General features: G+C 59.0%; 26 protein-coding genes and 1 tRNA gene. 5 read left to right on the forward strand and 22 right to left on the reverse strand.

All coding sequences use genetic code 11. The annotated features are described in order from the left end of the window. Nucleotides 1–154: 154 nt before the first annotated feature. Nucleotides 155–895 (reverse strand): methyltransferase domain-containing protein, encoded by a 741-nt coding sequence (locus Q1B27_RS06040; protein ID WP_299845186.1) that lies wholly within the window; start codon nucleotides 893–895, stop codon nucleotides 155–157. Between the two features lie 62 nt (nucleotides 896–957). On the opposite strand from Q1B27_RS06040, the gene gloB reads away from it, so the two are divergent. Beyond that, the gene (gene gloB, locus Q1B27_RS06045) at nucleotides 958–1,725 is read left to right on the forward strand and encodes a hydroxyacylglutathione hydrolase (RefSeq protein ID WP_299845189.1); all 768 of its coding nucleotides are present in this window, start codon (nucleotides 958–960) and stop codon (nucleotides 1,723–1,725) included. A gap of 156 nt (nucleotides 1,726–1,881) precedes the next feature. Further along, nucleotides 1,882–4,215, forward strand: a complete 2,334-nt coding sequence (gene clpA, locus Q1B27_RS06050) for an ATP-dependent Clp protease ATP-binding subunit ClpA (protein ID WP_299845192.1) — start codon at nucleotides 1,882–1,884, stop codon at nucleotides 4,213–4,215. 116 nt (nucleotides 4,216–4,331) lie between these two features. Here clpA and Q1B27_RS06055 read toward each other — a convergent pair whose 3' ends face one another. The 3 genes from Q1B27_RS06055 to Q1B27_RS06065 all read right to left on the reverse strand — a co-directional run bounded on the left by Q1B27_RS06055 (nucleotide 4,332) and on the right by Q1B27_RS06065 (nucleotide 8,089). After that, nucleotides 4,332–6,290 carry a peptidoglycan -binding protein gene (locus Q1B27_RS06055; protein ID WP_299845195.1) on the reverse strand — a complete coding sequence of 653 codons (1,959 nt, stop codon included), beginning with the start codon at nucleotides 6,288–6,290 and terminating at the stop codon, nucleotides 4,332–4,334. Between the two features lie 3 nt (nucleotides 6,291–6,293). Beyond that, nucleotides 6,294–7,490 (reverse strand): biopolymer transporter ExbB, encoded by a 1,197-nt coding sequence (locus Q1B27_RS06060; RefSeq protein WP_299845198.1) that lies wholly within the window; start codon nucleotides 7,488–7,490, stop codon nucleotides 6,294–6,296. A gap of 68 nt (nucleotides 7,491–7,558) precedes the next feature. Further along, nucleotides 7,559–8,089, reverse strand: a complete 531-nt coding sequence (locus tag Q1B27_RS06065) for a gamma-glutamylcyclotransferase (RefSeq protein WP_299845201.1) — start codon at nucleotides 8,087–8,089, stop codon at nucleotides 7,559–7,561. A 73-nt stretch (nucleotides 8,090–8,162) separates the two neighbouring features. On the opposite strand from Q1B27_RS06065, the gene Q1B27_RS06070 reads away from it, so the two are divergent. Continuing rightward, a complete protein-coding gene (locus tag Q1B27_RS06070) occupies nucleotides 8,163–9,161 on the forward strand; it encodes a DUF2125 domain-containing protein (protein ID WP_299845204.1) in 999 nt (332 codons plus the stop codon). A gap of 106 nt (nucleotides 9,162–9,267) precedes the next feature. Here Q1B27_RS06070 and Q1B27_RS06075 read toward each other — a convergent pair whose 3' ends face one another. The 5 genes from Q1B27_RS06075 to Q1B27_RS06095 all read right to left on the reverse strand — a co-directional run bounded on the left by Q1B27_RS06075 (nucleotide 9,268) and on the right by Q1B27_RS06095 (nucleotide 13,957). Then, a complete protein-coding gene (locus Q1B27_RS06075; protein WP_367181338.1) occupies nucleotides 9,268–9,882 on the reverse strand; it encodes an extensin family protein in 615 nt (204 codons plus the stop codon). Nucleotides 9,883–9,885: 3 nt separating this feature from the next. Then, on the reverse strand, nucleotides 9,886–10,800 hold the full coding sequence (locus Q1B27_RS06080) for a prephenate/arogenate dehydrogenase family protein (RefSeq protein ID WP_299845207.1): 915 nt from the start codon (nucleotides 10,798–10,800) through the stop codon (nucleotides 9,886–9,888). Then, nucleotides 10,797–11,882 carry a histidinol-phosphate transaminase gene (gene hisC, locus Q1B27_RS06085; protein ID WP_299845209.1) on the reverse strand — a complete coding sequence of 362 codons (1,086 nt, stop codon included), beginning with the start codon at nucleotides 11,880–11,882 and terminating at the stop codon, nucleotides 10,797–10,799. The genes Q1B27_RS06080 and hisC overlap by 4 nt, the downstream gene beginning before the upstream one ends. A 111-nt stretch (nucleotides 11,883–11,993) precedes the next feature. Next, nucleotides 11,994–12,614 carry a 30S ribosomal protein S4 gene (gene rpsD, locus Q1B27_RS06090; RefSeq protein WP_085802413.1) on the reverse strand — a complete coding sequence of 207 codons (621 nt, stop codon included), beginning with the start codon at nucleotides 12,612–12,614 and terminating at the stop codon, nucleotides 11,994–11,996. 278 nt (nucleotides 12,615–12,892) lie between these two features. Further along, nucleotides 12,893–13,957 carry a Hint domain-containing protein gene (locus tag Q1B27_RS06095; protein WP_299845218.1) on the reverse strand — a complete coding sequence of 355 codons (1,065 nt, stop codon included), beginning with the start codon at nucleotides 13,955–13,957 and terminating at the stop codon, nucleotides 12,893–12,895. A gap of 216 nt (nucleotides 13,958–14,173) precedes the next feature. Between Q1B27_RS06095 and Q1B27_RS06100 the strand changes: the two genes are divergently transcribed. Continuing rightward, nucleotides 14,174–14,956: an arylmalonate decarboxylase gene (locus Q1B27_RS06100; RefSeq protein WP_299845220.1), complete on the forward strand. Its 783-nt coding sequence runs from the start codon at nucleotides 14,174–14,176 to the stop codon at nucleotides 14,954–14,956. Between the two features lie 170 nt (nucleotides 14,957–15,126). Here Q1B27_RS06100 and Q1B27_RS06105 read toward each other — a convergent pair whose 3' ends face one another. The 11 genes from Q1B27_RS06105 to Q1B27_RS06155 form a co-directional block, all read right to left on the reverse strand. Continuing rightward, nucleotides 15,127–15,708, reverse strand: coding sequence for a GNAT family N-acetyltransferase (locus tag Q1B27_RS06105; RefSeq protein WP_299845223.1), 582 nt, complete (start codon nucleotides 15,706–15,708; stop codon nucleotides 15,127–15,129). After that, entirely contained in the window at nucleotides 15,705–16,097 is a 393-nt protein-coding gene (locus Q1B27_RS06110; protein WP_299845225.1) for a ketosteroid isomerase-related protein, read from the reverse strand. The genes Q1B27_RS06105 and Q1B27_RS06110 overlap by 4 nt, the downstream gene beginning before the upstream one ends. Continuing rightward, nucleotides 16,094–16,555, reverse strand: coding sequence for a low molecular weight phosphatase family protein (locus tag Q1B27_RS06115; protein WP_299845228.1), 462 nt, complete (start codon nucleotides 16,553–16,555; stop codon nucleotides 16,094–16,096). The genes Q1B27_RS06110 and Q1B27_RS06115 overlap by 4 nt, the downstream gene beginning before the upstream one ends. Nucleotides 16,556–16,560: 5 nt before the next feature. Continuing rightward, nucleotides 16,561–17,040, reverse strand: coding sequence for a UPF0262 family protein (locus tag Q1B27_RS06120; protein ID WP_299846811.1), 480 nt, complete (start codon nucleotides 17,038–17,040; stop codon nucleotides 16,561–16,563). 109 nt (nucleotides 17,041–17,149) lie between these two features. Continuing rightward, entirely contained in the window at nucleotides 17,150–18,355 is a 1,206-nt protein-coding gene (locus Q1B27_RS06125; RefSeq protein WP_299845231.1) for a RidA family protein, read from the reverse strand. Nucleotides 18,356–18,483: 128 nt separating this feature from the next. Next, entirely contained in the window at nucleotides 18,484–19,470 is a 987-nt protein-coding gene (locus tag Q1B27_RS06130; RefSeq protein ID WP_299845234.1) for an MBL fold metallo-hydrolase, read from the reverse strand. Nucleotides 19,471–19,591: 121 nt separating this feature from the next. Continuing rightward, nucleotides 19,592–20,542, reverse strand: a complete 951-nt coding sequence (locus tag Q1B27_RS06135; RefSeq protein ID WP_299845237.1) for a LuxR C-terminal-related transcriptional regulator — start codon at nucleotides 20,540–20,542, stop codon at nucleotides 19,592–19,594. A gap of 55 nt (nucleotides 20,543–20,597) precedes the next feature. Continuing rightward, nucleotides 20,598–21,899 carry a histidinol dehydrogenase gene (hisD, locus tag Q1B27_RS06140; protein WP_299845239.1) on the reverse strand — a complete coding sequence of 434 codons (1,302 nt, stop codon included), beginning with the start codon at nucleotides 21,897–21,899 and terminating at the stop codon, nucleotides 20,598–20,600. A 152-nt stretch (nucleotides 21,900–22,051) separates the two neighbouring features. Continuing rightward, the gene (locus Q1B27_RS06145) at nucleotides 22,052–22,522 is read right to left on the reverse strand and encodes a DUF2948 family protein (RefSeq protein ID WP_299845242.1); all 471 of its coding nucleotides are present in this window, start codon (nucleotides 22,520–22,522) and stop codon (nucleotides 22,052–22,054) included. Further along, the gene (murA, locus tag Q1B27_RS06150; RefSeq protein WP_299845245.1) at nucleotides 22,519–23,787 is read right to left on the reverse strand and encodes a UDP-N-acetylglucosamine 1-carboxyvinyltransferase; all 1,269 of its coding nucleotides are present in this window, start codon (nucleotides 23,785–23,787) and stop codon (nucleotides 22,519–22,521) included. The genes Q1B27_RS06145 and murA overlap by 4 nt, the downstream gene beginning before the upstream one ends. 5 nt (nucleotides 23,788–23,792) lie before the next feature. Then, the gene (locus Q1B27_RS06155; RefSeq protein WP_299845248.1) at nucleotides 23,793–23,948 is read right to left on the reverse strand and encodes a hypothetical protein; all 156 of its coding nucleotides are present in this window, start codon (nucleotides 23,946–23,948) and stop codon (nucleotides 23,793–23,795) included. 86 nt (nucleotides 23,949–24,034) lie between these two features. Between Q1B27_RS06155 and Q1B27_RS06160 the strand changes: the two genes are divergently transcribed. Continuing rightward, nucleotides 24,035–24,109 (forward strand) — tRNA-Thr (locus Q1B27_RS06160). On the opposite strand, the gene Q1B27_RS06165 is transcribed toward Q1B27_RS06160, so the two are convergent. Continuing rightward, nucleotides 24,088–25,653 carry a recombinase family protein gene (locus tag Q1B27_RS06165; RefSeq protein WP_299845251.1) on the reverse strand — a complete coding sequence of 522 codons (1,566 nt, stop codon included), beginning with the start codon at nucleotides 25,651–25,653 and terminating at the stop codon, nucleotides 24,088–24,090. The two genes, Q1B27_RS06160 and Q1B27_RS06165, sit on opposite strands and share 22 nt — an antisense overlap. Then, nucleotides 25,640–25,972, reverse strand: coding sequence for a hypothetical protein (locus Q1B27_RS06170; protein ID WP_299845254.1), 333 nt, complete (start codon nucleotides 25,970–25,972; stop codon nucleotides 25,640–25,642). Before Q1B27_RS06170 ends, Q1B27_RS06165 begins: the two co-directional genes overlap by 14 nt. Between the last annotated feature and the right edge of the window lie 14 nt (nucleotides 25,973–25,986).

Here is a 25,986-nt window from a genome sequence, read left to right on the forward strand (position 1 = left end):
GCATTTCTGCCCGGCTGGCCCTGGCAGAGCTTTTTTGTAAATCCAGCCTCACGCGGGCAAGTTCGAACATCTGCATAGCGTAGCGCAGCTTGCGACGGCCGCCATCGCCAAACCGTACGGAATATGTGTACGTCCTGTACGTTGTGTACGAAACTCAGACCGGTTTGGCCTCTGGGTTCGGGCGCAGAACTTCAAGCGGTTTGCGCACCTTTTCGCGCAGTCCCAGCCCGCTGGACGCCTGCACGCGCTTGGTGGCCTCAACCAGCAAAACACCGCCCGCCGCGACCATCGACAGCTTGCCGCCCAGGCTTTCCCACATGCCAGCGGTCTTGCGCCAAAACCGCCGTTCCGACGGGGGTTGATATAGCGTCATGGCGTGATTGACCGGCATAAATTCATGCGATTTCAATTGGCTCTCCAACTGTCCCTGACTGTAGGGACGGCCAAAGCCAAACGGTGTCTTGTCACTGCGCGACCACAATCCGGCCCGGTTGGGCACGACGAACAAGACCGAACCACCTGGCCCCAGAACGCGCCAGCATTCTTCCAGCAGGGCAGCGGGCTGTTCACTTGTTTCCAGCCCGTGCATCACCAGCAATTTGTCTACATGTCCTGTCTCAAGAGGCCACCAGGTTTCCTCGCAAAGCACTGAAACATTTGGACAATCCGATGGCCACCCGATCACCCCCTGGGGCGCGGGCATCAGGGCCACCACCCGCCTCGCATCACCCAGATAGGGCCGCAGGAATGGCACGGCAAAGCCATAGCCCACCACCGTCTGCCCCTTCGCTTCGGGCCAGATTCGCATCATTTCAGCCCGCACAGTCTTCTGCGCCGCACGCCCAAGCGCACTGCGGTAATAGAAATTGCGAAGATCTTGCACATCAAGATGCATTGCGGCCCGGCCCGTGATCGGTCACTCTGACGTTAACCATATCCTTCAAATGGGGAAAGACCATGACATTGCAAATCCTGACCATCCCCTGCCTGTCAGATAATTACGCCTATCTTGCGCATGATCCCGCCACCGGCCAAACAGCCGCCGTGGATGTCCCCGAGGCCGCGCCGATCCTCAAAGCCCTTGCAGGCAAGGGCTGGGTGCTTAGCCATGTATTGATCACCCATCACCACTACGATCATGTCGATGGCTTGGCCGACCTTCTTGCCGCAGCCCCCGCACAGGTCGTCGGCGCCACTGCCGACGCACACCGCCTGCCGCCGCTGGATATTGCCGTTACAGAGGGCGATACGGTCAAGATCGGGGAGCAAACGGGCCATGTCCTCGACGTTTCAGGGCACACCGTCGGGCATATCGCGTTTCATTTCCCCGACAGCGCGGCCATCTTCACTGCTGACAGCCTCATGGCGCTTGGATGCGGCCGGGTGTTCGAAGGCACCATGCCGCAGATGTGGCACAGCCTGCAAAAACTCGCAGTGCTATCGCCCGAAACAACCGTCTATTCCGGCCACGAATATACGCAATCCAATGCCAAATTCGCGCTGAGTGTTGATCCCTCAAACAGCGCGCTTATATCTAGGGCAACTGCTGTGGATGCTGCCCGCGCCAAGGGTCAGCCCACCGTCCCCTCAACCCTCGCAGAAGAATTGGCGACCAACCCGTTCCTGCGCGCAACTGACCTCGATATTCAGGCCCATCTGGGCATGGTCGGGGCCGACCCCGCCGATGTGTTTGCAGAAATCCGCACACGCAAAGATTGTTTTTGACACGCCAAACCCCAGTGAAACCTCAACAATGTCAGGAAAAGTGACCGCATTGTGCCAAAAAAGCCTTGAAGCGCCCACGATATCGACCAAACTTTAATGTTATGAGGCCATGGTCAGGGAAAGAAACCCGGACCCAGATCAGAAGGAGCACCGAACGTGCCTTCATTCTCGAATACGCTGGAACAGGCAATTCACGCAGCATTGGCATTGGCCAACGCCCGGCAACATGAATTCGCCACGCTGGAGCACCTGTTGCTGGCGCTGATTGACGAACCCGACGCAACCCGCGTGCTCAAGGCCTGTAGTGTCGATACCGAAGATTTACGCACAACGCTGGTCGAATTCATCGACGACGATCTGTCCAATCTGGTGACCGATATCGAAGGTTCCGAAGCGGTGCCGACAGCGGCCTTCCAAAGGGTCATTCAGCGGGCCGCAATTCATGTACAATCCTCCGGCAGGACAGAGGTGACAGGCGCAAACGTTCTGGTCGCCATCTTCGCGGAACGCGAATCGAATGCAGCGTATTTCCTGCAATCCCAGGACATGACCCGCTATGACGCCGTCAATTTCATCGCTCACGGTGTTGCCAAGGATCCGGCATTCGGCGAAACGCGCCCGGTCTCGGGGGCCACGGATGATGGTCAGGAAAACGCGCAATCGACAAACGAAACCGACGCGGTCGAGGCGGGCGAATCCGCTCTGGCCAAGTATTGCGTCGATTTGAATGAAAAATCTCGCCGGGGTGATGTCGATCCGCTGATCGGTCGCGATCATGAAGTGGAACGCTGCATTCAGGTGCTGTGCCGCCGTCGCAAAAACAACCCGCTTCTGGTAGGTGATCCCGGTGTTGGCAAGACTGCCATCGCAGAGGGACTTGCGCACAAGGTCGTAGAGGGTGAAACACCCGAAGTATTGTCGAACACCACGATCTTCTCGCTGGATATGGGCGCGCTGCTGGCTGGTACGCGCTATCGCGGTGATTTCGAAGAGCGGCTGAAAGCGGTTGTTACCGAGCTGGAAGATCATCCGGATGCGGTACTTTTCATCGACGAAATTCATACGGTGATCGGCGCGGGCGCCACATCGGGCGGGGCGATGGATGCCTCGAACCTGCTGAAACCTGCCCTTCAGGGCGGCAAGCTCCGCTGCATGGGCTCGACCACTTTCAAGGAATTCCGTCAGCATTTCGAAAAGGATCGCGCGTTGTCGCGTCGGTTCCAGAAAATTGACGTGGTGGAACCCACCGTTGAAGATACGGTCAAAATCCTCAAAGGTCTGAAGCCTTATTTCGAAGAGCATCACAGCGTCAAATATACCGCCGACGCGATCAAGTCTGCGGTAGAGCTCTCGGCGCGCTATATCAACGACCGTAAATTGCCCGACAAGGCGATTGATGTGATTGACGAGGCCGGGGCGGCGCAACATCTTCTGACCGCGTCCAAGCGGCGCAAGAATATTGGTGCCAAGGAAATCGAAGAAGTTGTCGCCAAGATCGCGCGCATTCCGCCCAAAAACGTCTCTAAGGACGATGCCGAGGTGCTCAAGGATCTAGAAAAATCGCTGAAGCGGGTTGTGTTTGGCCAGGACAAAGCGATCGAGGCGCTCTCGTCGTCCATCAAACTGGCGCGGGCCGGTCTGCGCGAACCCGAAAAACCGATTGGTAACTATCTCTTCGCTGGCCCGACCGGTGTGGGTAAGACAGAGGTGGCCAAACAGTTGGCCGATACCCTTGGGGTCGAACTGCTGCGCTTTGACATGTCGGAATACATGGAGAAACACGCGGTCTCACGTCTTATTGGCGCGCCACCGGGCTATGTCGGCTTTGACCAGGGTGGCCTGTTGACCGACGGCGTCGATCAGCATCCGCATTGTGTCTTGCTGCTGGACGAGCTTGAAAAAGCGCATCCGGATGTCTTCAACATCCTCTTGCAAGTCATGGATCACGGCAGCCTGACGGATCACAACGGCCGCACCGTTGATTTCCGCAATGTCGTTCTGATCATGACATCGAATGCAGGCGCATCGGAATTGGCAAAAGCCGCGATCGGCTTTGGTCGCGACCGTCGCGAAGGCGAAGACACGGCCGCGATCGAACGTACCTTTACGCCCGAGTTCCGCAACAGGCTGGATGCCGTGATCTCCTTCGCGCCGCTTGGCAAGGATGTCATTCTGCAAGTCGTCGAGAAGTTCGTACTACAGCTTGAGGCGCAGCTGATGGATCGCAACGTTACCATCGAGCTGACAACACCCGCCGCCGAATGGCTGGCCGAAAAGGGCTATGATGACAAGATGGGTGCGCGTCCGCTGGGCCGGGTCATTCAGGAATACATCAAGAAGCCTCTGGCCGAGGAGTTACTCTTTGGCAAACTGGCAAAAGGTGGCATCGTCAAGGTGGGCGTCAAGTCCGGCAAGATCGACCTGAAGCTCGAAGGCCCCGACCAGCCCCGGATTTCTGGCAAAAAACCACCCCTGCTTACCGCTGATTGACGCTTCGGGAACAGGCGGCCTTACCAAAACACTAAGCCATAAAAAATTAACCGCAGCCATGCTGGGCTGCGGTTTCTTTTTGTTCTGAAGTGAATTTTTTTCGTTCCTGCTGCACTTCACTTCCCGGTGAATTTCAATTCGATCCGCCGGTTCTGAGCGCGCGCCTCCGCCGTGTCAGCAGGATTGATCGGCTGATACTGGCCGAACCCATTCGCTGACAAACGGTCGGGCGGCATGCCCAGCACGTCAATCATGTAGCGGACCACGGACAGCGCCCGCGCCTGGCTTAATTCCCAGTTATCGCTGAATTGCGCAAATGCCCCCAATGGCACATCATCGGTGTGGCCATCCACCTGCAACACCCAATTGATCTCATCAGGGATTTCATTCGCGACATTCCCCAGAATATCTGTGACCTTGGCGATCTCAGCCTGACCCGCTGACGACAGCCGTGCTTCACCGGGCGCAAAGAGGACTTCGGACGAAAACGCAAATCTGTCGCCGACGATCCGAACCCCTTCCTGCGCCCCAAGGACATCGCGCAATCGGCCAAAAAACTCGGAACGATATCTTTCGAGGTCCTGTTTCTCGGCCTCCAACAACTTCAATCGTTCTTCCTGCAGCTTGCGTTTTTCTTCTTCCAGCTCACGGGCACGGCGTTCTTCGGCCGCGACGCGGGCCAGTGCCGTATTCAGATCCCGCCCCAAGGTCTGAAGCTGAATATCCGAAGCGGCTTCGCGCGCCTCGGCATCGTCCAACAAGGCCTGAAGCCCCGACAATTGTTCACGTAACGCCGCCAGTTGTCGGTTCAGCAGCGCCTGCTGACGCTGTGCCTCACTGGCCAATTCCTGCTGTTCGGACAACTCAGACTGTGCCTGCGCCAAAAGAGCTGCACGCTCTTCAGCCTTGCTCAGATTGGCGCCTGCATCACTCTCGGCTGCCAGTTTCGCCGCCAAAGCCGCCGCCAGTTGCTTGCGAACCTCCGCCGCATCCAATGCCTCGGCCTGCACCGATTGCTGCGCCGCCAGCGCTTCGGCCAGTTGCTTTTGCGCAGTCTTCAACTCAGCCGCCGAATTGGCAAGCGCGGCCTCCAGTTCCGCAATCCGCGCAGCCCGCTCAGTGGCTTGCGTCAGGGCCGAGCTTTCAGCCGCACCCACCTCCGCAAGCTGGGCCTCAACCGCGGCCAAGCGTCCTCGTAACTCTGCGACTTCCGCGTCACGTTCGGCCAAAGTGCCTTCAATCGTGGCAAGCGATGTCTGCGCATCATCCTGGGCCAGCAACGCCGCCGCCAGTTGAAGGTCCAGATCGTCGCCCGCAATTTGCGCCGCCGCCAGCATGGTCAGCGTTTCCTCGGCCTTGCGACGTTCTTCCTCCAGCGCCAAAGTCATCGCCGTCAATTCGGCCTCTGCTCCCTTCAGCTTTTCGCGAAGCGCCTCTGCCGCCGCAGCCTCGGCCAACCGGGCCTTTTCCTCTGCGCTCAACTGCGCCTCAAGATCAGTGACCTGGGCTCCCAAAATTCCTTCGGTCTTGGCATTGCGGCGGCGCAAATCGGCCACCAGGGCATCCAGTGCCGCGCGCCGGGCCGCAGCAAGGCGCGCCGCTTCGGCCTGTGCGTCCACCTCGTCGCGCAATCCCGCCAGCGCCAGTTGCAACGCCTCCTGCTCGGACAAAAGAGCGTCCTTCTGACCCTCCAAGGCTGCAACCTGTCCGCGCGCCTCATCCCGTTGTGCCAGCAGCCCTGCAACCTGTTCCTCAAACGAGGCGATCCGCGCTGATTGTTCCGCATCCCGCTGGCGGGCATCGCTCAGGGTCGCGGATAATTCACCGACACGCACATCCAGCGACGCGCTGCGGTCCTGTTCCAGACCCAAGGCCTGGGCCAGCGCTGCAACCTCGGCGGAGAGGGCATCCAGTTCCGATGCCTGCCCGCTGATGGTTTCACGCAGGACGAACTGAACGATCATGAAGATCGTCAACACGAACATCAGTACCAGTAACAGGCCTGTCATCGCATCCACGAACCCCGGCCAGATCGAGGCCTGAAACCGCGCGCCGGTGCGTCGTGAAAGGGCCATGTGCTACCCGTCCCCCAAGCCGCTCGATCCGCTTCCACCCGTCCGGGTCTGCTCCAGCACCCGCGTCAGCGCCGCCAGATCGGTGCGCAACTCGGTCATGCTTTCCTGCCGCCCGGCGCTGATCTCTTCGAGAATACGCAGCATCTGCACGTCGATCGACCGCAGACGCATCCGGCTTTCGGCATCAATCCCCTCGTCGCCCCGTTCAACCAGCTTTTCGATCAACCGTTCCTGACTTTCCGCCAGCCGCATGAGCGCGGCATCGCCTGAGTTGCTTGTCGCTTGTGTCTCCAGCCGGTCGGTCAGGCGCTGCACGGAATCCGCCAGCACACCCAGTTTCTCGTCCACCATCGCCCGGCTGACATCCGATTGGGTCAGCATCATCTGCAACGATTCCATCTGTTCGCCCATGTGATCGACCACACCGGCCAGAACGTTCTGCTCGACGCTGCCATCGCCCTCGCCGGCCGAAAACCCGACCCGGGTGATGGTCGACATCCATTCCTCAAGTTCACGGTAGAACCGGTTCTGCCCGTGGCCCGCGAAAAGTTCCAGAAGCCCGACAACCAGCGATCCGGCAAGCCCCAGAAGCGATGAGGCAAAGGCGACACCCATGCCGCCAAGCTGTGTTTCAAGGCCGGACATCAGGCGGTTGAACACCTCGACCCCGCCTTCGCCCTCCTGCGGGGCCAGTGATCGGATCGTATCGACCACCGCCGGAACGGTCGTGGCAAGCCCATAGAACGTCCCTAAAAGGCCCAGGAAAATAAGCATATTGACGATGTAGCGCGTGATCTCGCGCGCCTCGTCGATACGCTGCGCCACGGAATCCAGGATCGAACGGGCCGATGTCGAAGCGATCTGCATCCGTTTCCCGCGCTGTCGCAGCAAAGTCGCCAGCGGCGCCAGCAAGAGCGGGGCCTTGATGAATTCATGCCCCGGGCGTTGCGCTGCGAACCCTTCGATCCAGTGGACCGATCCGATCAGTTGAAACACCTGCCAGAAACAGGCCAGCACCCCGATGATGAAAACGAAGACGATGAACCCGTTCAGCCACGGGTTGGCCTCGAACACCGGCAAGACGCGCGGCAGGGCCAGAAACGCCCCCGCGCCGGTCAGTCCCAGCACCGCCAGCATCAACATGATCTGGCGGACAGGATGTGAAAACTGCGGCTCGACCTCGCGGTCCGGCTGGTCCATCTGGACGCTCCCGACACTTGTTCTTGTTGGCCTGCACCCTACGCGCAAGCGCCAATCAAGCCAAGGAATTATGCGACAAGGGCGCGCACACGGGCGGTCAACCACTCAAGGTCGCTATCGTGTATGCCAAGCTCGCTCAGATGTGACGCGGTGTTGTAGAGATATTCGTCATTGGGACCGCGCCCCCCGGTCGCGCCCGAGATGATCCGCGCCTGCTCTTCCAGCGCCAGACCACCGCAATATTGCACATGATGCGGGTCGACGACATAGGTCACCGCCTCGACATGACGGCCATCTGCCAGGCGGATTTCCAGGAATCTTTCCAGATAGGCGGAAGAGATCAATTCACGTTCGCGCAGGTAGTCCAGCGTGGCCTGCTCGGCCCCCTCGGCCACGGCAAAGGCAACCCCCTGACAGGTCGCATGGTCATCCTCGTCCAGCGCCAGAACAAGGCCGGGGTTCTCGTCGGTTCCGCGATGATGGACCGAGCGCATGCAAAAACTGCGATGATACCCCGGCAGCGTCGCGATCACCTGCTCGCTGACCTCGAAACCCGGGTTCCACACCAGCGACCCATAGCCGAAAACCCACATCGTCATATCGCTGTTCCTCGTGCTTTTTACCCTATAAACACCAAAGCCATCGGGCATTAAAGGGGCACCGGAAATGAGAATGCTGCTCACCCTCATCCTGCTGGCAGCAATCGGCTGGTCAGGATATTGGTTTGTCGGGTCACAGACATCGCAAAGCGCGTTCGAAACCTGGTTCGACGCGCGCCGGGCCGAAGGGTGGGCTGCGGATTACAGCGACCTGAAGGTGCAGGGCTTTCCCAATCGCTTCGATGCAAGCTTTACCGATGTTTCTCTGGCCGACCCGGGCACCGGGCTGGCCTGGGATGCACCGTTCTTCCAGATCCTCGCGCTCAGCTATCAGCCGAACCATGTCATTGCCGTCTGGCCGAAACAGCAGATGATCGCCACGCCACAAGGCAAATACAAACTGACCAGCGACGACATGCGCGCAAGCATCAGGCTGGAACCTGATACCCAACTGGCGCTGGAACGCACCACGCTGACGGCGGAAAAACTGATCGTCACACCATCGGCCACCCCGGCTCCGACGCGCGCTGACGCCCTCTCATTGGCCGCGGAACGGGTCGAAGGAACCCTTGCCACCTATCGTCTTGGGTTTTCCGCCGACGGGTTGAAGCCCTCTGCGCCCTGGGTTCGGCTGGTTGATCCAGGCAGCACGCTGCCGGATACGCTCAACGCGCTGACGGCGGACCTGACCGTGCGGTTCGACAAGCCCTGGAACCGCTCGGCGATTGAAATCGCCCGCCCCCAGCCCCGTCATATCAGGGTGAAACTGGCGCAGGCCAGCTGGGGACAGCTTGATCTGCAATTCGCAGGCGAGGTGGATGTAGATGAAAGCGGCCAACCCAAGGGCGAGGTCACGGTCAAAGCCGAAAACTGGCGCGAGATCCTGAAGCTTGCCGTCGCATCCGGTGCATTGCCCGAGGGTCTTGGCTCAACAATCGAAGACGGTCTTGGACTGGTCGCGGGTCTGTCCGGCAGCCGCAAGTCGCTGGATATCACTTTGGATTTTCGCGATGGTCGGATGTTTCTGGGTCCGGTCCCCATCGGCCCGGCACCAGTCCTCACGATCCGCTGAACGGCCCAGAGCGTTTCCAGTTTTCGTTGAAACAAGCATCATCGCTTTTCGCGTTCGAGCGTAGCGAGAGGCAGCGAACAAGCGATCAATGTGAACTGGAAACGCTTTAGCGGCAGTAGGAACCGCTGCGATGCCGCGCTGTGTCGAAATGGAAATGATCGCGATGATGCCGGTCGGAATTTGGCCCCAGAACGGTACCAAACGGCCCGCAGGCGCTGCGATGCATCTTTTTCAGAATGCGGCCTTTCCGGCCACTGCCCCAGTGCTTCAGCACCGAAATTTCGCTGCCATCGGCCAGCGTGAAGGCTGAAATATCAATCGCCCGGCCCTTGCCATGCTCCGATATCTTGGCCCCCCTGCGGCTGTTGCGCGTGCGACAGGCATAATGCGCGGCAACACGTAGGCGCACGACGCCGCCACCACGTTTGCCCACCGCCGGTTTCATGCCCTTATCAATCCACGATTTCAGCGTCCGGGCAGTACGACAATCCATCACCGATTGCTGGCTCAAGGCGACACCGCTGACCGAGCTGATCTTGACCGCATCATCCAAACCGCAGCCCCGCAGCTTGCCGGGGACATTGCCAACGTTGGTGCCTTGAATAGACGCGTCACCGCAAACCGCCCCGCGTGCAACCGTGCCCCTGGTAGAATAGCCCGGGCCATTGGCCGAAGAGGAACACGAGGCAAGAACCAGGGAAATCATTACCAAAACACGCATTATTCATACCTTTCCGCGGCCAAAATCTGGGGCATCAGTATCCTGCCCTGCGTCGATGATGCCTTTCCGGATCGCACGCGTACGGGTGAAATAATCATACAGATGCTCACCGTCACCATCGCGAATAGCTTTCTGAAGCGCAAACAATTCCTCGGTGAACCGGCCCAGAATTTCCAGCGTCGCATCCTTGTTCGTCAGAAACACATCGCGCCACATGGTCGGATCACTCGCAGCGATCCGCGTAAAGTCGCGAAATCCTGCGGCGGAATATTTGATCACCTCGCTGTCTGTTACCCGGCGAATGTCATCAGCGACACCCACCATCGTATAGGCAATCAGGTGGGGTGCGTGACTGGTGACGGCGCAGACCAGATCATGGTGATCCGCGTCCATTTCATCGGTCTTCGCACCCATGCCGTGCCAAAGACTCTCAAGCCGATCGACAGCGGTGCGGTCGCTGCCGGCAACCGGCACGATAAGCGTGTATTTGTTGTCGAAAAGTTCAGCAAACCCCGAAGTAGGCCCGGAGTGTTCTGTCCCTGCCATCGGGTGCGCAGGCACGAAATGCACGCCCGTGGGCAGATGTGGCGCCACCGCGGCGATCACCGCCTTCTTGACCGAACCCACATCGCTGACCGTAGCACCCGGTTTCAACGCCGTTGCGATTTCGGCTGCGACCACGCCCATTGCGCCCACCGGCACGCAGAGCACCACCAGATCAGCGTCCCGCGCCGCCTCTGCGGCGCTGTCACAGACCCGGTCACACAGGCCAATCTCACGGGCAGTATCACGGGTCTCGGCAGAGCGGGCATAGCCTGTCACCTCACCGACCAACCCCTTGCGCTTCATCGCCCAGAACATGGACGAGGCGATCAGGCCCAGCCCGATCAGCGCCACGCGGTCATAGATCACGTTCATACCTCGTCCCCCATGAACTGCCCCACCGCATGGGCCACCCGGCGGCAGCCGGGTTCGTCGCCAATGGTGATCCGCAGGCAATTGGGCAGGTTGTAGCCCGCCACCTTGCGCACGATCAGCCCTTGCGATTGCAGATGCGCATCACAGGCTTCGGCCTCTTCCCTGTCGGCAAAACGCGCCAGAATGAAATTCGCAAGCGACGTGTCGGACACCACCCCGTGTCCCGCCAGCGCCTCGGCCAGCCAGGACCGCAGGCGGTTGTTGTCATTCCGGCATTTCTCGGCCCAGGCGGTGTCACGCACGGCAGCCTCAGCCGCAGCCAGTGCCGCGTTCGACAGGTTGAACGGGCCCCGCACGCGGTTGAGCACATCAACCACATGTTGCGGGCCATAGCCCCAGCCCACGCGCAACCCGCCCAGACCGTAAAGCTTGGAGAAGGTGCGCGTCATCACCACGTTCTCGCGGCTGTCCACCAGACCGGCCCCGCCGTCATACCCTTCGACATATTCCGCATAGGCCCCGTCGATCACCAGCAACGCCTGCGGCGGTAACCCGTCCGCCAGCCGCGCCATCTCGGCCTCACCGATCATGGTGCCGGTGGGGTTGTTGGGATTGGCGAGGAAAACCAGCTTGGTCCGCTCCGTGCAGGCCGCAAGAATGGCATCCACATCGGTGACCCGTTCGCGTTCACGTACCTCGACCGGGGTCGCACCATTTGCCAGTGACGAAATCCGGTACATCGCGAACCCGTGTTCGGTGTGGATCACCTCATCCCCCGGACCGGCATAGGCCTGACAGAGAAAGGCGATGATCTCATCGCTGCCGACACCGCAGACGACGCGGCTTGCGTCGACACCATGCACCGCGCCGATCGCGTCACGCAGCGCAGTATGATCGGTCGATGGATAGCGGTGCAGATCAAACGCCACCTTGCGGAACGCCTCTTTCGCCGCCTCGCTGGGGCCAAAGGGATTTTCGTTCGAGCTCAGCTTGACCACGTTGCTGACACCATCGATATGCGCCGCACCGCCCTGATACAGCTCGATGTCCATGATCCCTGGCTGGGGTGTGATAATCGTCATTACTGCGCCTCCCGTGGCGTTTTCTATCTGCGGTGCCGCACCTTGACCAGCACCAAACGAAAAGGGCCGCGGCGGTTTCCCGTCGCGGCCCCTGGCAGACTATGGTTAGGCTTAGTTCTGCGCGTAGAATTCGATGACGAGGTTCGGTTCCATCATCACCGGATAAGGCACGTCGCTCAGACCCGGAGTGCGGACGAAAGTTGCAACCATCTTCGAATGATCGGCGTCGATGTAATCGGGCACATCACGCTCGGCCAGTTGCGTGGCTTCCAGCAGAACCGCCATTTGCTTGGACCGGTCACGCACTTCGATCACGTCACCCTCTTTCACGCGGTAGGAGGGGATGTTGACCTTCTTGCCGTTCACGCGGACATGGCCGTGGTTCACGAACTGACGCGCGGCAAACATGGTGGCAACGAATTTGGCACGGTAGACAACCGCGTCCAGACGACGCTCCAGCAGGCCGATCAGGTTTTCGCCGGTGTCACCCTTTACACGGGCGGCTTCGGCGTAAACGCGTTTGAATTGCTTTTCGGTCAGATCGCCGTAGTAGCCTTTCAGCTTCTGCTTGGCGCGCAGCTGCAGACCGAAGTCCGAGATTTTGCCTTTGCGGCGCTGACCATGCTGGCCGGGGCCGTATTCGCGACGGTTGACCGGGGATTTCGGACGACCCCAGATGTTTTCGCCCATCCGGCGGTCGATTTTGTACTTGGCAGACGTGCGTTTGGTCACGGCTGTTCTCCTTCAGTTTTGCGTGCTCCGCTGCCCGAAAGCTGCGGAATTGAAGGGCGTTGTCCTCTGGATTTCTCCTGACAGGCATCCCCTTGCGAGGGCCACCAACACCAATGAATGCGCGCTTATACTGCGCCGCAGCACAGAGTCAACACGCGCCGGGCGAAACACCCGGATTATTTCCCTGGTTTGCAATAGACACCTGGCGACAACAGGATCCGCGTCAATCCAAATGCAGGAGCAGTGCCCGAGCGGCCCGATGGGCAGGCGTTGCGGTTCTACGCCGCCTCATGCGCCAGGATGGCCGCCTCGGAACTGCTCAGATTGCGCCGGGCGAAACAGCCATAGGCAAGCGGCTCGTATTCCAGACGCGCATTCAGCTCCAGCAGGCGCTTCTTGTCGTCCGCATCCAACATCTCAAGCGAGGTGCTGGCCGGATGGAAGCTTTCGGTCTCAATCCCGTTCGCCCAAAGCACCTGATGCTGCGGCAACAACAGATGAACATATGTGACCTCGCGCACCGCCAGGTCGACCGAAACCGTTGACCCGTTGATCAGATCCTTGGCCGACACCAGCACTTCGGGCACGTTGAAAAGCGACCGCGCCACGTCCCCCTTGATCAACATCCGGTGTTCCGGGCTGACCAGCAATTCGGCATCCGGCCGGTCAATCCCCAGGGCACCGGCGCGAATGCGTACTGGCCGCAATCGTGGCATCGCAAACAGGCGCGCGCCGGTCATCCGCCGGCTGCCGACCCATTCGATCTCCTGCGCGCCATTATCCTTGGTCTGAACGAAATCGCCCTCGCGCAACTCTTCCACCAAACGCGGCCCCTGCGGCGTTTCGATCCGGGTGCCGGGGGTAAAGCAGATCACCCCGCCCGCCATCGGTTCGGTGCTGGAACAGCGCAATCCTTCAAGGGAATGATGCACAATCCACATCTCGGTGTCGCGTGGTGGAATTTCATCAAGGAACATCAGCAGCGGCGGTGCCCCGCGCCCCACTTCGATCATCGTCACGGTATAGCTCTGCGCCCCGTCGGTCACCACGAAGCCGCTATCGGTCAGCGGGTCCTCGATATCGACCTTTTCCAGATCCTTGGTATGTGTAATCGCTGCACCAACAAGTCGCCGCACGATCCGTGCCGCACGCTTGCGGTTCGTCATATCACCGTCTGCCCGCTCAAGGCGCAGGAGTTCACCTGGACCGTCCACCCGTACGACGTCACCCCGCCAAGACCACGCGGCCCCCACACTTAACGCCTGTACCGGGGCGGCTTCTAAACCGTCCACTTCCGTCTGCGACCAGGAGATGACAAACGTGCCTCGAAAGCCCGTCTTCATTGCCTGTATGCCTGCCTTTTATTTTTTTTATTAAGGAAAGGTTAACAGACGCGAATCACCCTGGGAAGCCCTCCGATTCGCAATTTGTTAACTTTTTGGATGCCCGTCGCATCCTTCCCACAACCCAAAAGGATAGGGTGTCGGGGGAAATCACGGCGATTGCCCGAAAGGCCAATAAATGTAGACTGTTCAGCAACGCAACCGCAGGAGCGTCCGATGAACAAGCCCGATGATCTTACCGCTGCCGCTCGGCAAGCCGTTCTTGAGAACGTGCAATTTGACGATGGGCGCAACGCCCGCGCCAGGATCGGGTTCGTGCTGATCCCCAATGAACAGACCATCGAAGAGGACATGATCCGCCATATGCCACCCGGTGTCGGCGTCTATTTCAGCCGCGCCACCATGCCGCGTGAAATCTCGACCGAAAGCCTGGCGCAGCTGCGCGGGTCGCTGGCCGAAACCGCCGCGCGCATTCTGCCCGATGACGGGCTGGACGTGATCTGTTTCGGCTGCACGTCCGGCACCGTTGCCGTCGGCGAAGACGCCTCCTGCGCCGAACTTGCCAAGGGTGCGCCGGGGGCCAAGACATCGACACTGGCTGGCGCCGTGCGCAAAGCGCTCACAGCGATGGGTGCGCGCAGCATCACGCTTGGCTCCCCTTATGTGGCCGAACTGAACGACAATGTCGCCGCCTATCTGACCGGGGCGGGTTTCAACGTTGTCGCCTGTCATGGCATGGGGCTGGATTACGACACCCAGATGATCCGCGTCGCACCCGACTACCTGATCGACTATGCCCGTGCCATCGACACGCCCGAGGCCGATACCATCCTGCTCAGCTGCGGCGCTCTGCGCAGCATCGACGTGGTGGACGAGATCGAACAGCGCCTCGGCAAACCGGTGATCTGCAGCAATCAGGCGATGCTGTGGGATTGCCTGCGGCAGGCTGGAATTGACGACCGGCTGCCCGGTCTGGGCCGTCTGCTGCGCGAACACTGATCCCGTCTAGGTCGCTCAGGCCCAGGCCGGCTTGCCCGAAAAACAGCCGCGCGCTTTGTTAACCACGGCCTCGTCGGTGCCAAATACCGACGTAATACCGACGTGATACCGACGTAATACTGCCCGGGGCTTTACCTTGTTAACCAGTGGCTTGACCCCGATTCGCCGGATCAGAGCGTCCGCATCCAGAATTGCAGCGCATGATCCGTCTCGGCGGGCTGGTCAATATCCTTCCAGCAATACCGTGCAATCGCCCCGTCGACGGGTGCGTATCCGCGTTTGCGCCAGAACGGATCAAGCGGGGCATAGCCCCCGGGTTTGAGCGGATGATCATACGGTCTGATCACCCCGCAAAAGGCCGAATATCGCCGCCCCAGATCGCGGCCATGCGCCTCGCGCGCATCGAAAAACGCATGCCCGACACCCTGACCCCGGTATTGCGGCAGCAAGACGCTTTCGGCGCAATAGAATATCTCCTCAAGTTCGATATCCTGCCCATGAAACGCCCCGGCAAACTCGGCGTGATCTTCCATCGGCGTCCCGGTGGATGCCCCCACCAGACGGGCACCGTCAAAGGCCCCGACAAGGATGGCATCGGCGCTGTCCCGATAGGTTTGCAGATAGCTGCGCTCGTAGGCGACATCGCCATCGTAAAGATAGGGATAGGCGCGAAAAACCTCGATCCGCAGCTGGGCCACATCTTCCAATGCCGCGCCCAGCGCGTCGCCCGTCAGCCGCTCAACCCGGATCATGACACCTGTCGCGTCCAGTCTGCCAGATTGTAATAGGTCACGACACGCGTGATCATGCTGTCTTTCAGGGAAAAGAAAGACCCAGCAGGCAAGCGATAGGTTTGTCCATCGGCTTCGGGCAGGCCCTCATCAGTTTTCAGATAGGTGCCGTTGACCACGAATTCCGCCGCGGCCCGGGTGCCGTTTTCAGCCTCGAAAATCACCATATCCGTCAGCTCTTCGCGATAACAGCGGTTCATATGCTCACAAAAGCTGCGGAACAATTCCTTGCCCTGACGCACCTGACCTTCGTTCACATAATGCTCAACATCATCCGACAAACAGGCCAGCATTCCCGGCACATCGCCGGTGTTGAAAGCATCAAAATAATCCTGAATGACGATCTTCATGTCTGCTCCTTCGGAGGGCCCCAGCGTTCTGTCAGATGGCCGATAATCTGGTCGCGGGTCTGTCGGTATGATCCCAGCTTGGCCTCGCGGGTTTCCCCCAGACCGGTCGGGTCCATGATCGGCCAATAGATCACTTCAAGGTGGAAAACCCGGGTCAATTCCAATGCCCGGCGCTGGCTGGCCGGGCTGAGTGAGACAACCAGATCGAACGATGACAGGTCATCACCCCACTGCTCCATCTCATCGAAACTGCGGGTCCGGTGGCGGTCCAGCTCGACCCCGATTTCGCCACAGACGGCAATGCTGAAACCGTCGATATCCATGTCGCTTTTGACACCAGCAGACTGCACGTAAGTATCTGTTCCATAAAACTTCTTCATGATCCCTTCTGCCATGGGAGACCGCACGGCATTGTGGTCACAGCAGAACAGAACGGACTGAGGAAGCTCCTCAACCATATGCATCAGGCCCCGAAATGCAGCACGCAAATCAGCGTGAAGAGGCGGCGGGCGGTGTCATTGTCGATCTCGGCCTTGCCTTCCAGCCGTTCCTCCAGAATACGGGCGCCTTCGTTGTGAATGCCTCGACGGGCCATGTCGATGGTTTCGATCTGGCTGGGCGGCATGTTCTTGACCGCATCAAAATAGCTTTCGCAGATCTGCCAGTAATCCTTGACCACTTGGCGGAACGGACTGAGCGACAGGTGAAACTCTGCCGCCGGCTCCTCGGCCTCGGTGCGGATATCAAAGACCAGACGTTTTTCCCTGATGGACAGCTGCACCCGGTAGGGACCGGGCGGCACGATACGGTCGTCGCGCTTGGGCAGATCAAAGGTATTGCCTTCGATCAGGTCAAACATTGCCACTTTCCGCTCCTGCTCGATCTCGGGCGTGGGCGGGGGCAGGTTGGCGTCATCCAATTCGATGTGGCTGATACGGGTCATCTCACGGTCTTTCCACTTGGCAAGCTGGCAAATCACTAGCGCAGGATCACCGCGTGGGCAATCCGGGATCAGATCGCAGGGTATTGCCGCGGCGGAATGGGCACAGCCCTCAGGCATCCAGAATGGCCGTAACTTCGATCTCGATCACCATATTCCGGTAAACCAGCGCGGGCATCGGTATGCCAGTAGTGGCCGGACCGGGCGCGGTATAGGAATTCGAACGGATCAGCAGGTTCTCATGCAGCGCCTCGGCCGAGGCATTGCCTTGATAAAAGGTCGTAACCTTGACGACATCATCCAGCCCCGCGCCCAGATCGGCCAGCACCTTTTCGACATTCGCCATCGCGCGCCGGGTTTGCGCCACCATGTTCCCCGGATCAACCACGTTGGCGGCACTGTCCAGCGACACCTGTCCCCCCACATGGATGACCTGCCCGCATTTGTTGCCGTGTTTGTAAGGCAGCGGCGTTGTCCAGTCCCAGTGTCCCACAGGCCAGGCATGGGTTTTTTCGCCCTTCATCGCGGTGACGTAAATCTTGGTCATCACCTCCGGGTTTGGAAAATACGGCACAGGCATTCCGGTGGGCGCGGGCCCGGGATCAGGAAAGTAACCGGCGCGGATTTTTGCAGGTTCTTCCCAATCCTCCGCTGATCCGGCCCCCACATAGAATACATTCAGCTTGACCACGTCGCCCATATCCGCCCCGGCCGAGGACAGTGCCCGTGACAGCTGATCCATCATGATCTCGGTCTGGCGCACTACATCTCCGGCGGCCTCTACGCGACCATCACACGCGACTGCAGAGATATCGCCCGTGAAAATCATATCGCCACACACCACCAGATGCGAAAAAGCCTTTGACAATGCGGGCATATCGGGCAGATGAAGGCACTGGCGTGGCACGGGCCGATCATCCTCGCCCCGCATGGCGACACCTTCGATTTCGATCATCATCTCCGGATAACACAATTCAGGCAGCGCGATCAGGTTGACCACCGGCTGCGCCCGCCCCGCCAGAATGCCTGCCAACTGATCCAGCAGACGCGCCTCGGTCGCGGCGTCACCGACAAAATAAACCACCAGCCGGACCAGATCTTCGACACCCACGCCCAAATCCGTCAGGACATCCGACAGATACTGCATTGCCGCGTCACATTGCGGGTGGATGTCGCCGGGGTTGCGCACCACTCCCTCGGCGTCCAGATCAACCTGACCGCCGGTAAAGATCATCTGCCCGGCACGAACCCCGTGCTGATGGGTCAGGTTGACCGGCCAGTTCCAATGCCCCTCGGGCCAGCTATAGCGTCGTTTCATCCATGATATCCGGTTGTAGGCGTCGCTTCAGGTAGCACGCTACACGACACAGGGCCGACGTCCAGTGAGTGGATGAATTTGCCGGAGCGGCTGTCTTGTGAGGGAGGCCGCCCCGGCCGCGGCCCGGGTCAGGCCGTCTGCGCGTTGTGGCCGAAATACATGAATTCGCGATCCATCTGGGCCACATCCGCGGCGTTGAGTGACAGGCTTGCACCGTCCAGCATCTGATAGCTTTTCTGCGCCTTCACCCAGTCATCCGCCACCTGAAGCGTGGTCAGCGTGTAGCTGGTGGTCTCGTTCAGATAATGGGTGGGGATGATCACCTTGGGCTTCAGCCGTTCGACGATGTCATTGCCCATGTCATAAGACAGAATGTGCTGTGAGCCGTCGACCGGCAGGGTCAGCACATCGACCTGACCAATCGTATCCCAGAACCCCTCCGGTGGATTATGGCGGTTATCGCCCCAGATCAGCGTTCGTATGCCGCCGGTTTCGACCAGATAGACGACCATATCCATATGGCCCACATTGTTGGGCGGGCAGGCCTCGACCCCGAATTCGGCCAGCGCATCGGTCCAGCTGTACCAACCGGGTGCGACGCAAGCATGCTTGTCGGCAAAGCCCGTGATCTTCAGATCGGCAAACTCGAAATTGCCCACCATCCGGTCCAGCACCATGGTCGAGACCGGCCGGTCAATGGCGTCATGATCGAAATGCGTGTGGGTCGACATGCAGATATCGGCCGGCGTTTCAGGGAATTCGTTCTTGAACCAAAGCCCCCAAGCGCCTGACGGGTCATCCCGCCAGGGGTCAAACAGAACCGTGGCTCCGCCCGGCGAGGTGATCTTGATCGCGCAATGGCCGAAAAAGTCGATGCCGACCGCGCCGTCGACCATACCGCCGGTGGTGGCTTGCAGATCAATCACGTGGTTGTTGTTGCCCGGTTGAAGCCAATCCGTGGAATGGGCGCGCGCAGCGGTGCCACTCAGCAGGGTTGCGGCGGCCCCGACCCCTGTCGCCCCGGCGGCCATGAAGAAGGACCGGCGCGAGAGGCCCGTTGCCAGATCATCTTTCGCACCGTTCAGCACGGTCGGTTTCAGGTCGTCTTTTTTCATGTTTTTTGTCCCTGTTGTCAGATTTCGCGCAGGCCATGCCCGGCACTTACAGGCTAACAACGGTGACGCGTTCCGTGATTACGGAAAAATCATGGGGAAAGTATGGGGATTTCCCCCATAGTCACTGGATTGACAAAAGAAGACTGCGCAGGTTCTGACTGCTGCCGTGAATACCCAGCTTGCGGCGGATATTGTTGCGGTGAAAATCAACCGTGCTGGTTTCGCGCGCCAGGGTCTGCGCGATTTCCTTGGTGGTCTGGCCCCGCATCACCATCTGCGCGATCTCCAACTCGGCCGGTGTAAGCGCTTCGAACGCGGTCGCCAGTTTGCTGGAATAGGACGCCGAGATGGATTTGAGGCTGCTTTCCATCAGTTCCAGATAGGTCAGGGCCACCGGGTCGCGGCTCAACCTCGTGCGCAACCGCGATAGATGCGGCATCACCAGACCTTTGATCTGACGCAGAAATTGCTGGTCGTAATCCTGCCGTGCCTGCTCGACATTTGACAACAATACACGCAGGGCGGTGTTGGCCTCTTCCAGTTCCTGCGTGCGTTCGCCCACGCGTTTTTCAAGGTGGTCCAGCGTTTCCTGCAATTGCGCCTCAAGCCGGGTGCGGGCGTCGATCTCGGTCAGCAAGACCAGGTCGGCCTCAATCACGCGGGCAAATTCCTGAAGGCCTTCGCGAAACAGAAGGGCGCGTTTGTTGCGCCGCCGGTCCAGAACGCAGATCGTGCCAAACACCGCGCCATCGGGCCATTTCAGCGGGTAGCCGATGTAAAAGCTCATCCCGTGTTCAAGGTCTTCATTGTCGCGCCAGCGCGGTTCGCAAGGCGCGTCTTCGACAACCAGTTCGCCATCATTGTCAAAGACACCCTGACAATAAAGCTTGTCATGCAGCCGGAACTCACGACCAACCTCATAGGGATTTTCCTCGGTCCGGCTGGTCACAAACACCGCGTGGCGTGGCGCCATCGTTCGCATCACAAGTCCCGCGGGCACATCGGCCAGCTTCGCGATCAGGTCAATGATCCGCTGCCAGTTGGCAATGGTTTCTTCGGGGATATTGGGCATGTCGCGCGTCATCGCCCAAGTCTAGGACGCACCGGCGCGATTGGGCAAGCCCAGCTCAGTCGTTCAGATGATCCAACCGCGCGCGCACGGACAGGCCATGCGCCTGCAGGCTTTCGGATTTCGCAAGGGTTTCCGCCGCCGGGCCGATCGCCCTGAGCGCTGCCGGCGTCATTCGCGCCAATGTCGTACGCTTGAGAAAATCCATCACGCTCAACCCGCTGCTGAACCGCGCCGACCGCGCCGTTGGCAATACGTGGTTCGGCCCGCCCACGTAATCGCCGATCGCTTCGGGTGTCCAGGCGCCCAGGAAAATCGCCCCTGCATGGGTGATCTTTTCCGACAGCGCATCGGCATCGGCCACGCAAAGCTCCAGATGCTCAGGCGCAACGCGGTTCGACAATTCGGCAGCCTTGCCCAGATCGGGCACCACGATCACCGCACCGTAGTCCCGCCAACTGGCCCCGGCGATCTCGCGCCGTTCCAGGGTTTCTAGGTGCCGGTCAATGGCGCCTCCGACAGCCCGCGCAAAACCGGCATCATCCGTGATCAGGATCGACTGGGCACTTTCGTCATGTTCGGCCTGGCTCAGCATATCCAGTGCAATCCAGTCCGGGTTGTTGTCTGCATCGGCGATCACCAGAATTTCAGAGGGGCCGGCGATCATATCGATGCCCACTTTCCCGAAAACACGCCGTTTCGCGGCGGCGACAAATGCATTGCCCGGTCCGGTAATCTTGTCCACCCGGGCGATGGTCTCTGTGCCATAGGCCAGCGCGGCGATGGCCTGTGCGCCGCCGATGCGGTAAACCTCGTCCACCCCCGCCAGCCGGGCCGCCAGCAGAACCAGCGGATTGGCCTGCCCGTCCGGTGTCGGCACGGTGATTGCCAACCGCTCAACTCCGGCCACTTTCGCCGGAATCGCGTTCATCAACACCGATGACGGGTACGAGGCCAGACCGCCCGGCACATAAAGCCCCGCGGCACTCACCGGCGTCCAGCGCCAGCCCAGCAAGGCACCCTGCGCGTCAGTCCAGCTTTCGTCGCTTGGTAATTGCCGTTCATGGTAGGATCTGATCCGGTCTGCTGCCACCTCAAGTGCCGCGCGCTCGGCATCCGGAACATTTGTAATCAGGGCGTCGATTTCCGCCTCGGTGAACCGCAACTGATCCGCACGCAATGCCATCCGGTCAAACCGCTCGGTCAGCTCGATCACGGCCGCATCGCCGCGCGTCTGAACATCGGCAATTATTTCGGCAACCACGTTGTCCACATCAGGGCTGTCTTCGCGCTTGGCGCCCAGAAGCCTCTCGAAAGCTTCCTCGAAATCCGCATCCTCTGCGTTCAGATATACCGGCATGGACAAGCCTCCTTGGTCGGGCAGAGGCTTACTGCGATTGAGACCAAGGCTCAAGGTGCCCCGGATGGTTTCCACACCACCCTGAAATCAGGTCCCCAAGCGGCCCGCAGGGCCGCCCCCGGGCGACGCGCATCCGCGCGCCGCAATCACTTTCAGGCGCCGTGATCCGGGGATTTCTTCGACGGGGCGGCATAGGGCCGGGTTACATCTTTCAAAGTTACTTCCAGCGCTTCTACCTTCAGGCGGATCGCGCCATCACCGGCAAGTGTCATCATGACATGACCAGTACCGTCTTTTTTGGGTTCGAAAGACACCGACAGCAATGACAGGATCATGTCTTTTTCGCGCCGGTCGATGCCCTGACTTGAAACGTGCAGAACATTGTCCACAACCAAGAGCGACCGCACCCGTTCCGGCCCGTGGCGGTCGCGCCCGTCATCTTCCCATCGAAACCGGTTCAACAGCAACGCGAAACGGCGCTCGCCAGCCCGCCATGTCATCTCGGTGATTGGAAAGATAGAATCCTGCGTCAACGACGAGATTACTTTGAGATCATCCTCATCCAGCGCCCCAAGGTTCAGCGGCGCCTCGCGACCATCTTCAAACCGTGCGTCATCATTCATCTGTTCGAAACCCGTTCAATTTTTGCACCCATGCCTTCGAATTTTCGCACCACCTGCTCATAACCGCGATCCAGGTGGTAGACCCGGCTGACAACCGTTTCTCCTTCCGCCGCCAAACCCGCCAGGAGAAGCGACACACTGGCACGCAGATCGGTTGCCATGACGGGGGCACCTTTCAGCCGTTCAACACCTGTTACGGTGGCTGTCCCGCCGTGCACGTCGATCTGCGCCCCCATGCGCGTCAGTTCGGGCGCATGCATGAAACGGTTCTCGAAAATCTTTTCCTCCAAAACCGATATACCCTCGGCGGTGCACATCAACGCCATCATCTGTGCTTGCAGATCCGTCGGGAAACCGGGGAAAGGTTCCGTCGTCACATTGACCGAACGAATACGACCATTCTTACGCGCCACTTTCAGACCTTTGTCGGTTTCGGACACAGAGATCCCCGCCTCATCCAGCTTTTCGCAAAACGCCCCCACAAGGTCGATCCGCCCGCCTAGGCACTCCACCTCGCCACCACAGATCGCGGGGGCCAGCATATAGGTGCCCAGTTCGATCCGATCGGTAACCACCGGATGCGTAGCACCCCCCAGACGATCCACGCCTTGAATGGTGATCGTTCCGGTTCCGTCGCCTTCGATCTGCGCCCCCATCCGGCGCAGACAGGTGGCAAGATCGACGATCTCGGGCTCGCGCGCGGCGTTCTCCAACACGGTCGTGCCCCTGGCCAGCGTCGCGGCCATCAGAACGTTTTCAGTCGCACCGACCGAGGCAAATCCGAAGGAAACTTTCGCGCCTTTCAACCCATTCGGCGCATTGGCATGCAGATAGCCATCCCGCAATTCAATCTCTGCCCCAAGTGCTTCCAACCCCTGAATGTGTAAATCCATCGGCCGCGCGCCAATGGCGCACCCACCGGGCAAGGACACAACCGCGTGGCCCAACCGCGCCAGCATCGGTCCCAACACAAGGTTCGACGCCCGCATCTTGCGCACGATATCATAATCGGCCACGTGATTATCGAGGTCATGACTGGACATCACCAACACCTGACCGTCCTGCAGGCTGGACACTTCACAGCCCAGCGAGCTCAGCAATTCCGTCATCGTCTTGATGTCCGACAGGCGCGGTGCATTGGTCAGCGTCAACGGCTCGTCACTCAACAAAGTGGCCGGCATCAAAGTCAGGCAGGCATTCTTGGCCCCAGCAATGGGGATTTGCCCGCTCAGCGGGCCATTGCCCGTCACTACAATCGAATCCATCCGCTCTACCCTTTGCCTTCGTCTTTACCTGTATCGACTGTATTGCGCGCCCGTATCTGCGCTTTGCGTCGCGCAAGATTTGCCTTTAGCGCTTGTTTCAGCCGATCTTCGCGCGTTTCACCGGTCTGTTTCGGTTTCTTTGTTGGCGCTTTTTTATCCATGGACACTCTCTACCTCAGCTGCGAATTAGGGTCCAGATAACCCTTGCACCATATGCAATAAGGGTCTAATCAGCGCGCCACGATGTGCTGCTGTAGCTCAGTGGTAGAGCGCACCCTTGGTAAGGGTGAGGTCGGGAGTTCAATCCTCCCCAGCAGCACCATTAACTTTTTCACCCCCGGAAAGCATACCTAACGCCTTGAAAGGCAACGCTATTTGGGGTGTTCTAGGTCCATCAATTCGATGGTACGAAAATCCGCCAGAAAAACCCAATCTCAGGACGATTCTGCGCAGATTTACATCGCCACTTTCCCATATTTTCCAAGGGCTTGAGAGGAATTTGAGGGAGAGTTCTAGAAATTCCTCATACCTCTTGGGTTTTGAAGCCTTTTCTGCAAGGCTTTCAGCCATGAGCACCTTCGTTTTCTCAAGTTCAGTGATCTTGTTTTCATAGGCACCAATGACGGCATCGTTGCTGGCCTGCATAATGCGCGAGAGTAATGCTTCGATTTGCATCTCTACATCTGTAATCTGGCGCTTGGTTGAACGCGCGGCATCTTTGGCTTGAGCCAGTCGCGCATCCCATGCACGTCTGAACATGGCTTTAGCCAAGGCCAAGTATTTAGGACTCGGTTCCAGCGTTTTGACGACATCTGCAAATGCGCCTTCAATTTTGTCACGTGGGATAGATTTCCCATAGCTATCGCAGCCTTTCGATTGGCACAGGTAATAGGGATAGTACTTGGTTTTCCCTTTTGACCATGAAGAGCGCAGGTTGCTTCCACAGTCCCCGCAGGTGGCAAAACCACGAAGTGAGAAGTCTTCGCCAATGTCCGCACGTGCAGGCGCATATCCAGTGGTTTTAAGGCGCTCTTGAACCTTTTCAAATGTCGCCATTGAGATAAGAGGCCCGTGCTGGCCTTTCAGCCAGTTCAACTCATACACCTCACTACAGATATAGCCCACGTAGAGTGGGTTGGTCAGTAAATCTGTGACACGCTTATCCCGAACCTTGCCGTTCTTATTGTGCGGGTAGTCTGGTTTGGATTCCAAAAACCGTTTCACTTCCGCCTGTGTTTGGAAACGCCCAATTGCAAATCCTTCGATAGCCTCGCGAACAACGCCCGCATGTGGCTCATCTGGCTTCAGCAATTTGCCATGCCCTTTGACGGTCTGATATCGAAAGCCAACAGGCGCGTTGTGGACCCAGTATCCTAACTGCATGCGGGCTTTCATTTTTTGCGCCACTTGCCGCCCGTTCTGTTTACGCTCTAGCGCCCCCTGAGCGGCCATAATCGTTTCGATAAATTCACCTTCGGGCGTCTCATCAAACTTGAAGTTCAAACATTCAATTGTCGCGCCGCGCGCACGGAACGCTTCACGCAGATCAAGGTGAAACCGCGTGTCCCGCGCAAAGCGTTTGAGATCATCAAAAATCACGACAAACTGAGTATCTGGTTGAGCGTCCAAGAATGAAAGCAGCGCCACCATTCCTGGTCTTTTCATAAAATCACCACCGCCAGTGATCGTATCAGGGAACACGGCAGCGACTTCATGTCCCTTTGATGCCGCAAATTCGCGACAACGGGTTTCTTGGCTTTGGAGACCGTGACCGTCCGCTTCTTGTGCGCGTGACGACACGCGGCAGTAGATCAACGCCTGCCTCGGAGTATCTGTATTTGGTGTTGCGTATCTATTCTGACGCATGCGGACTCCTTTCACTCGGCCCCTCGCGATGTGGGGCTGATGCCTGTTCAAATTCTGATGTTGTATTATTCAAGTTTAGCACATCTCGTATCGGCACTTCAGCCAAAGAGATGTCTTTTCCACAAGCCTGCTGAACAGGGTGGACGCCGAAACCAAGATCAACAAAATTGACGACTATCGACCATAGCGCCTCGATCAGCTCGCGTTTGTCTTCATCTGAGATATCCTCATCTTCGAAGAAGGGCCGATAGGCATCCCAATCAATCGTCAGGCTTGGCGGGGCCGTTTCGGGATTAAACTCTGGGGGGATGTCGGTCATGGCCTGCTTCTTTC

The organism is uncultured Roseovarius sp. (genome assembly GCF_947489715.1).
In the GTDB taxonomy this organism is placed as follows: domain Bacteria; phylum Pseudomonadota; class Alphaproteobacteria; order Rhodobacterales; family Rhodobacteraceae; genus Roseovarius.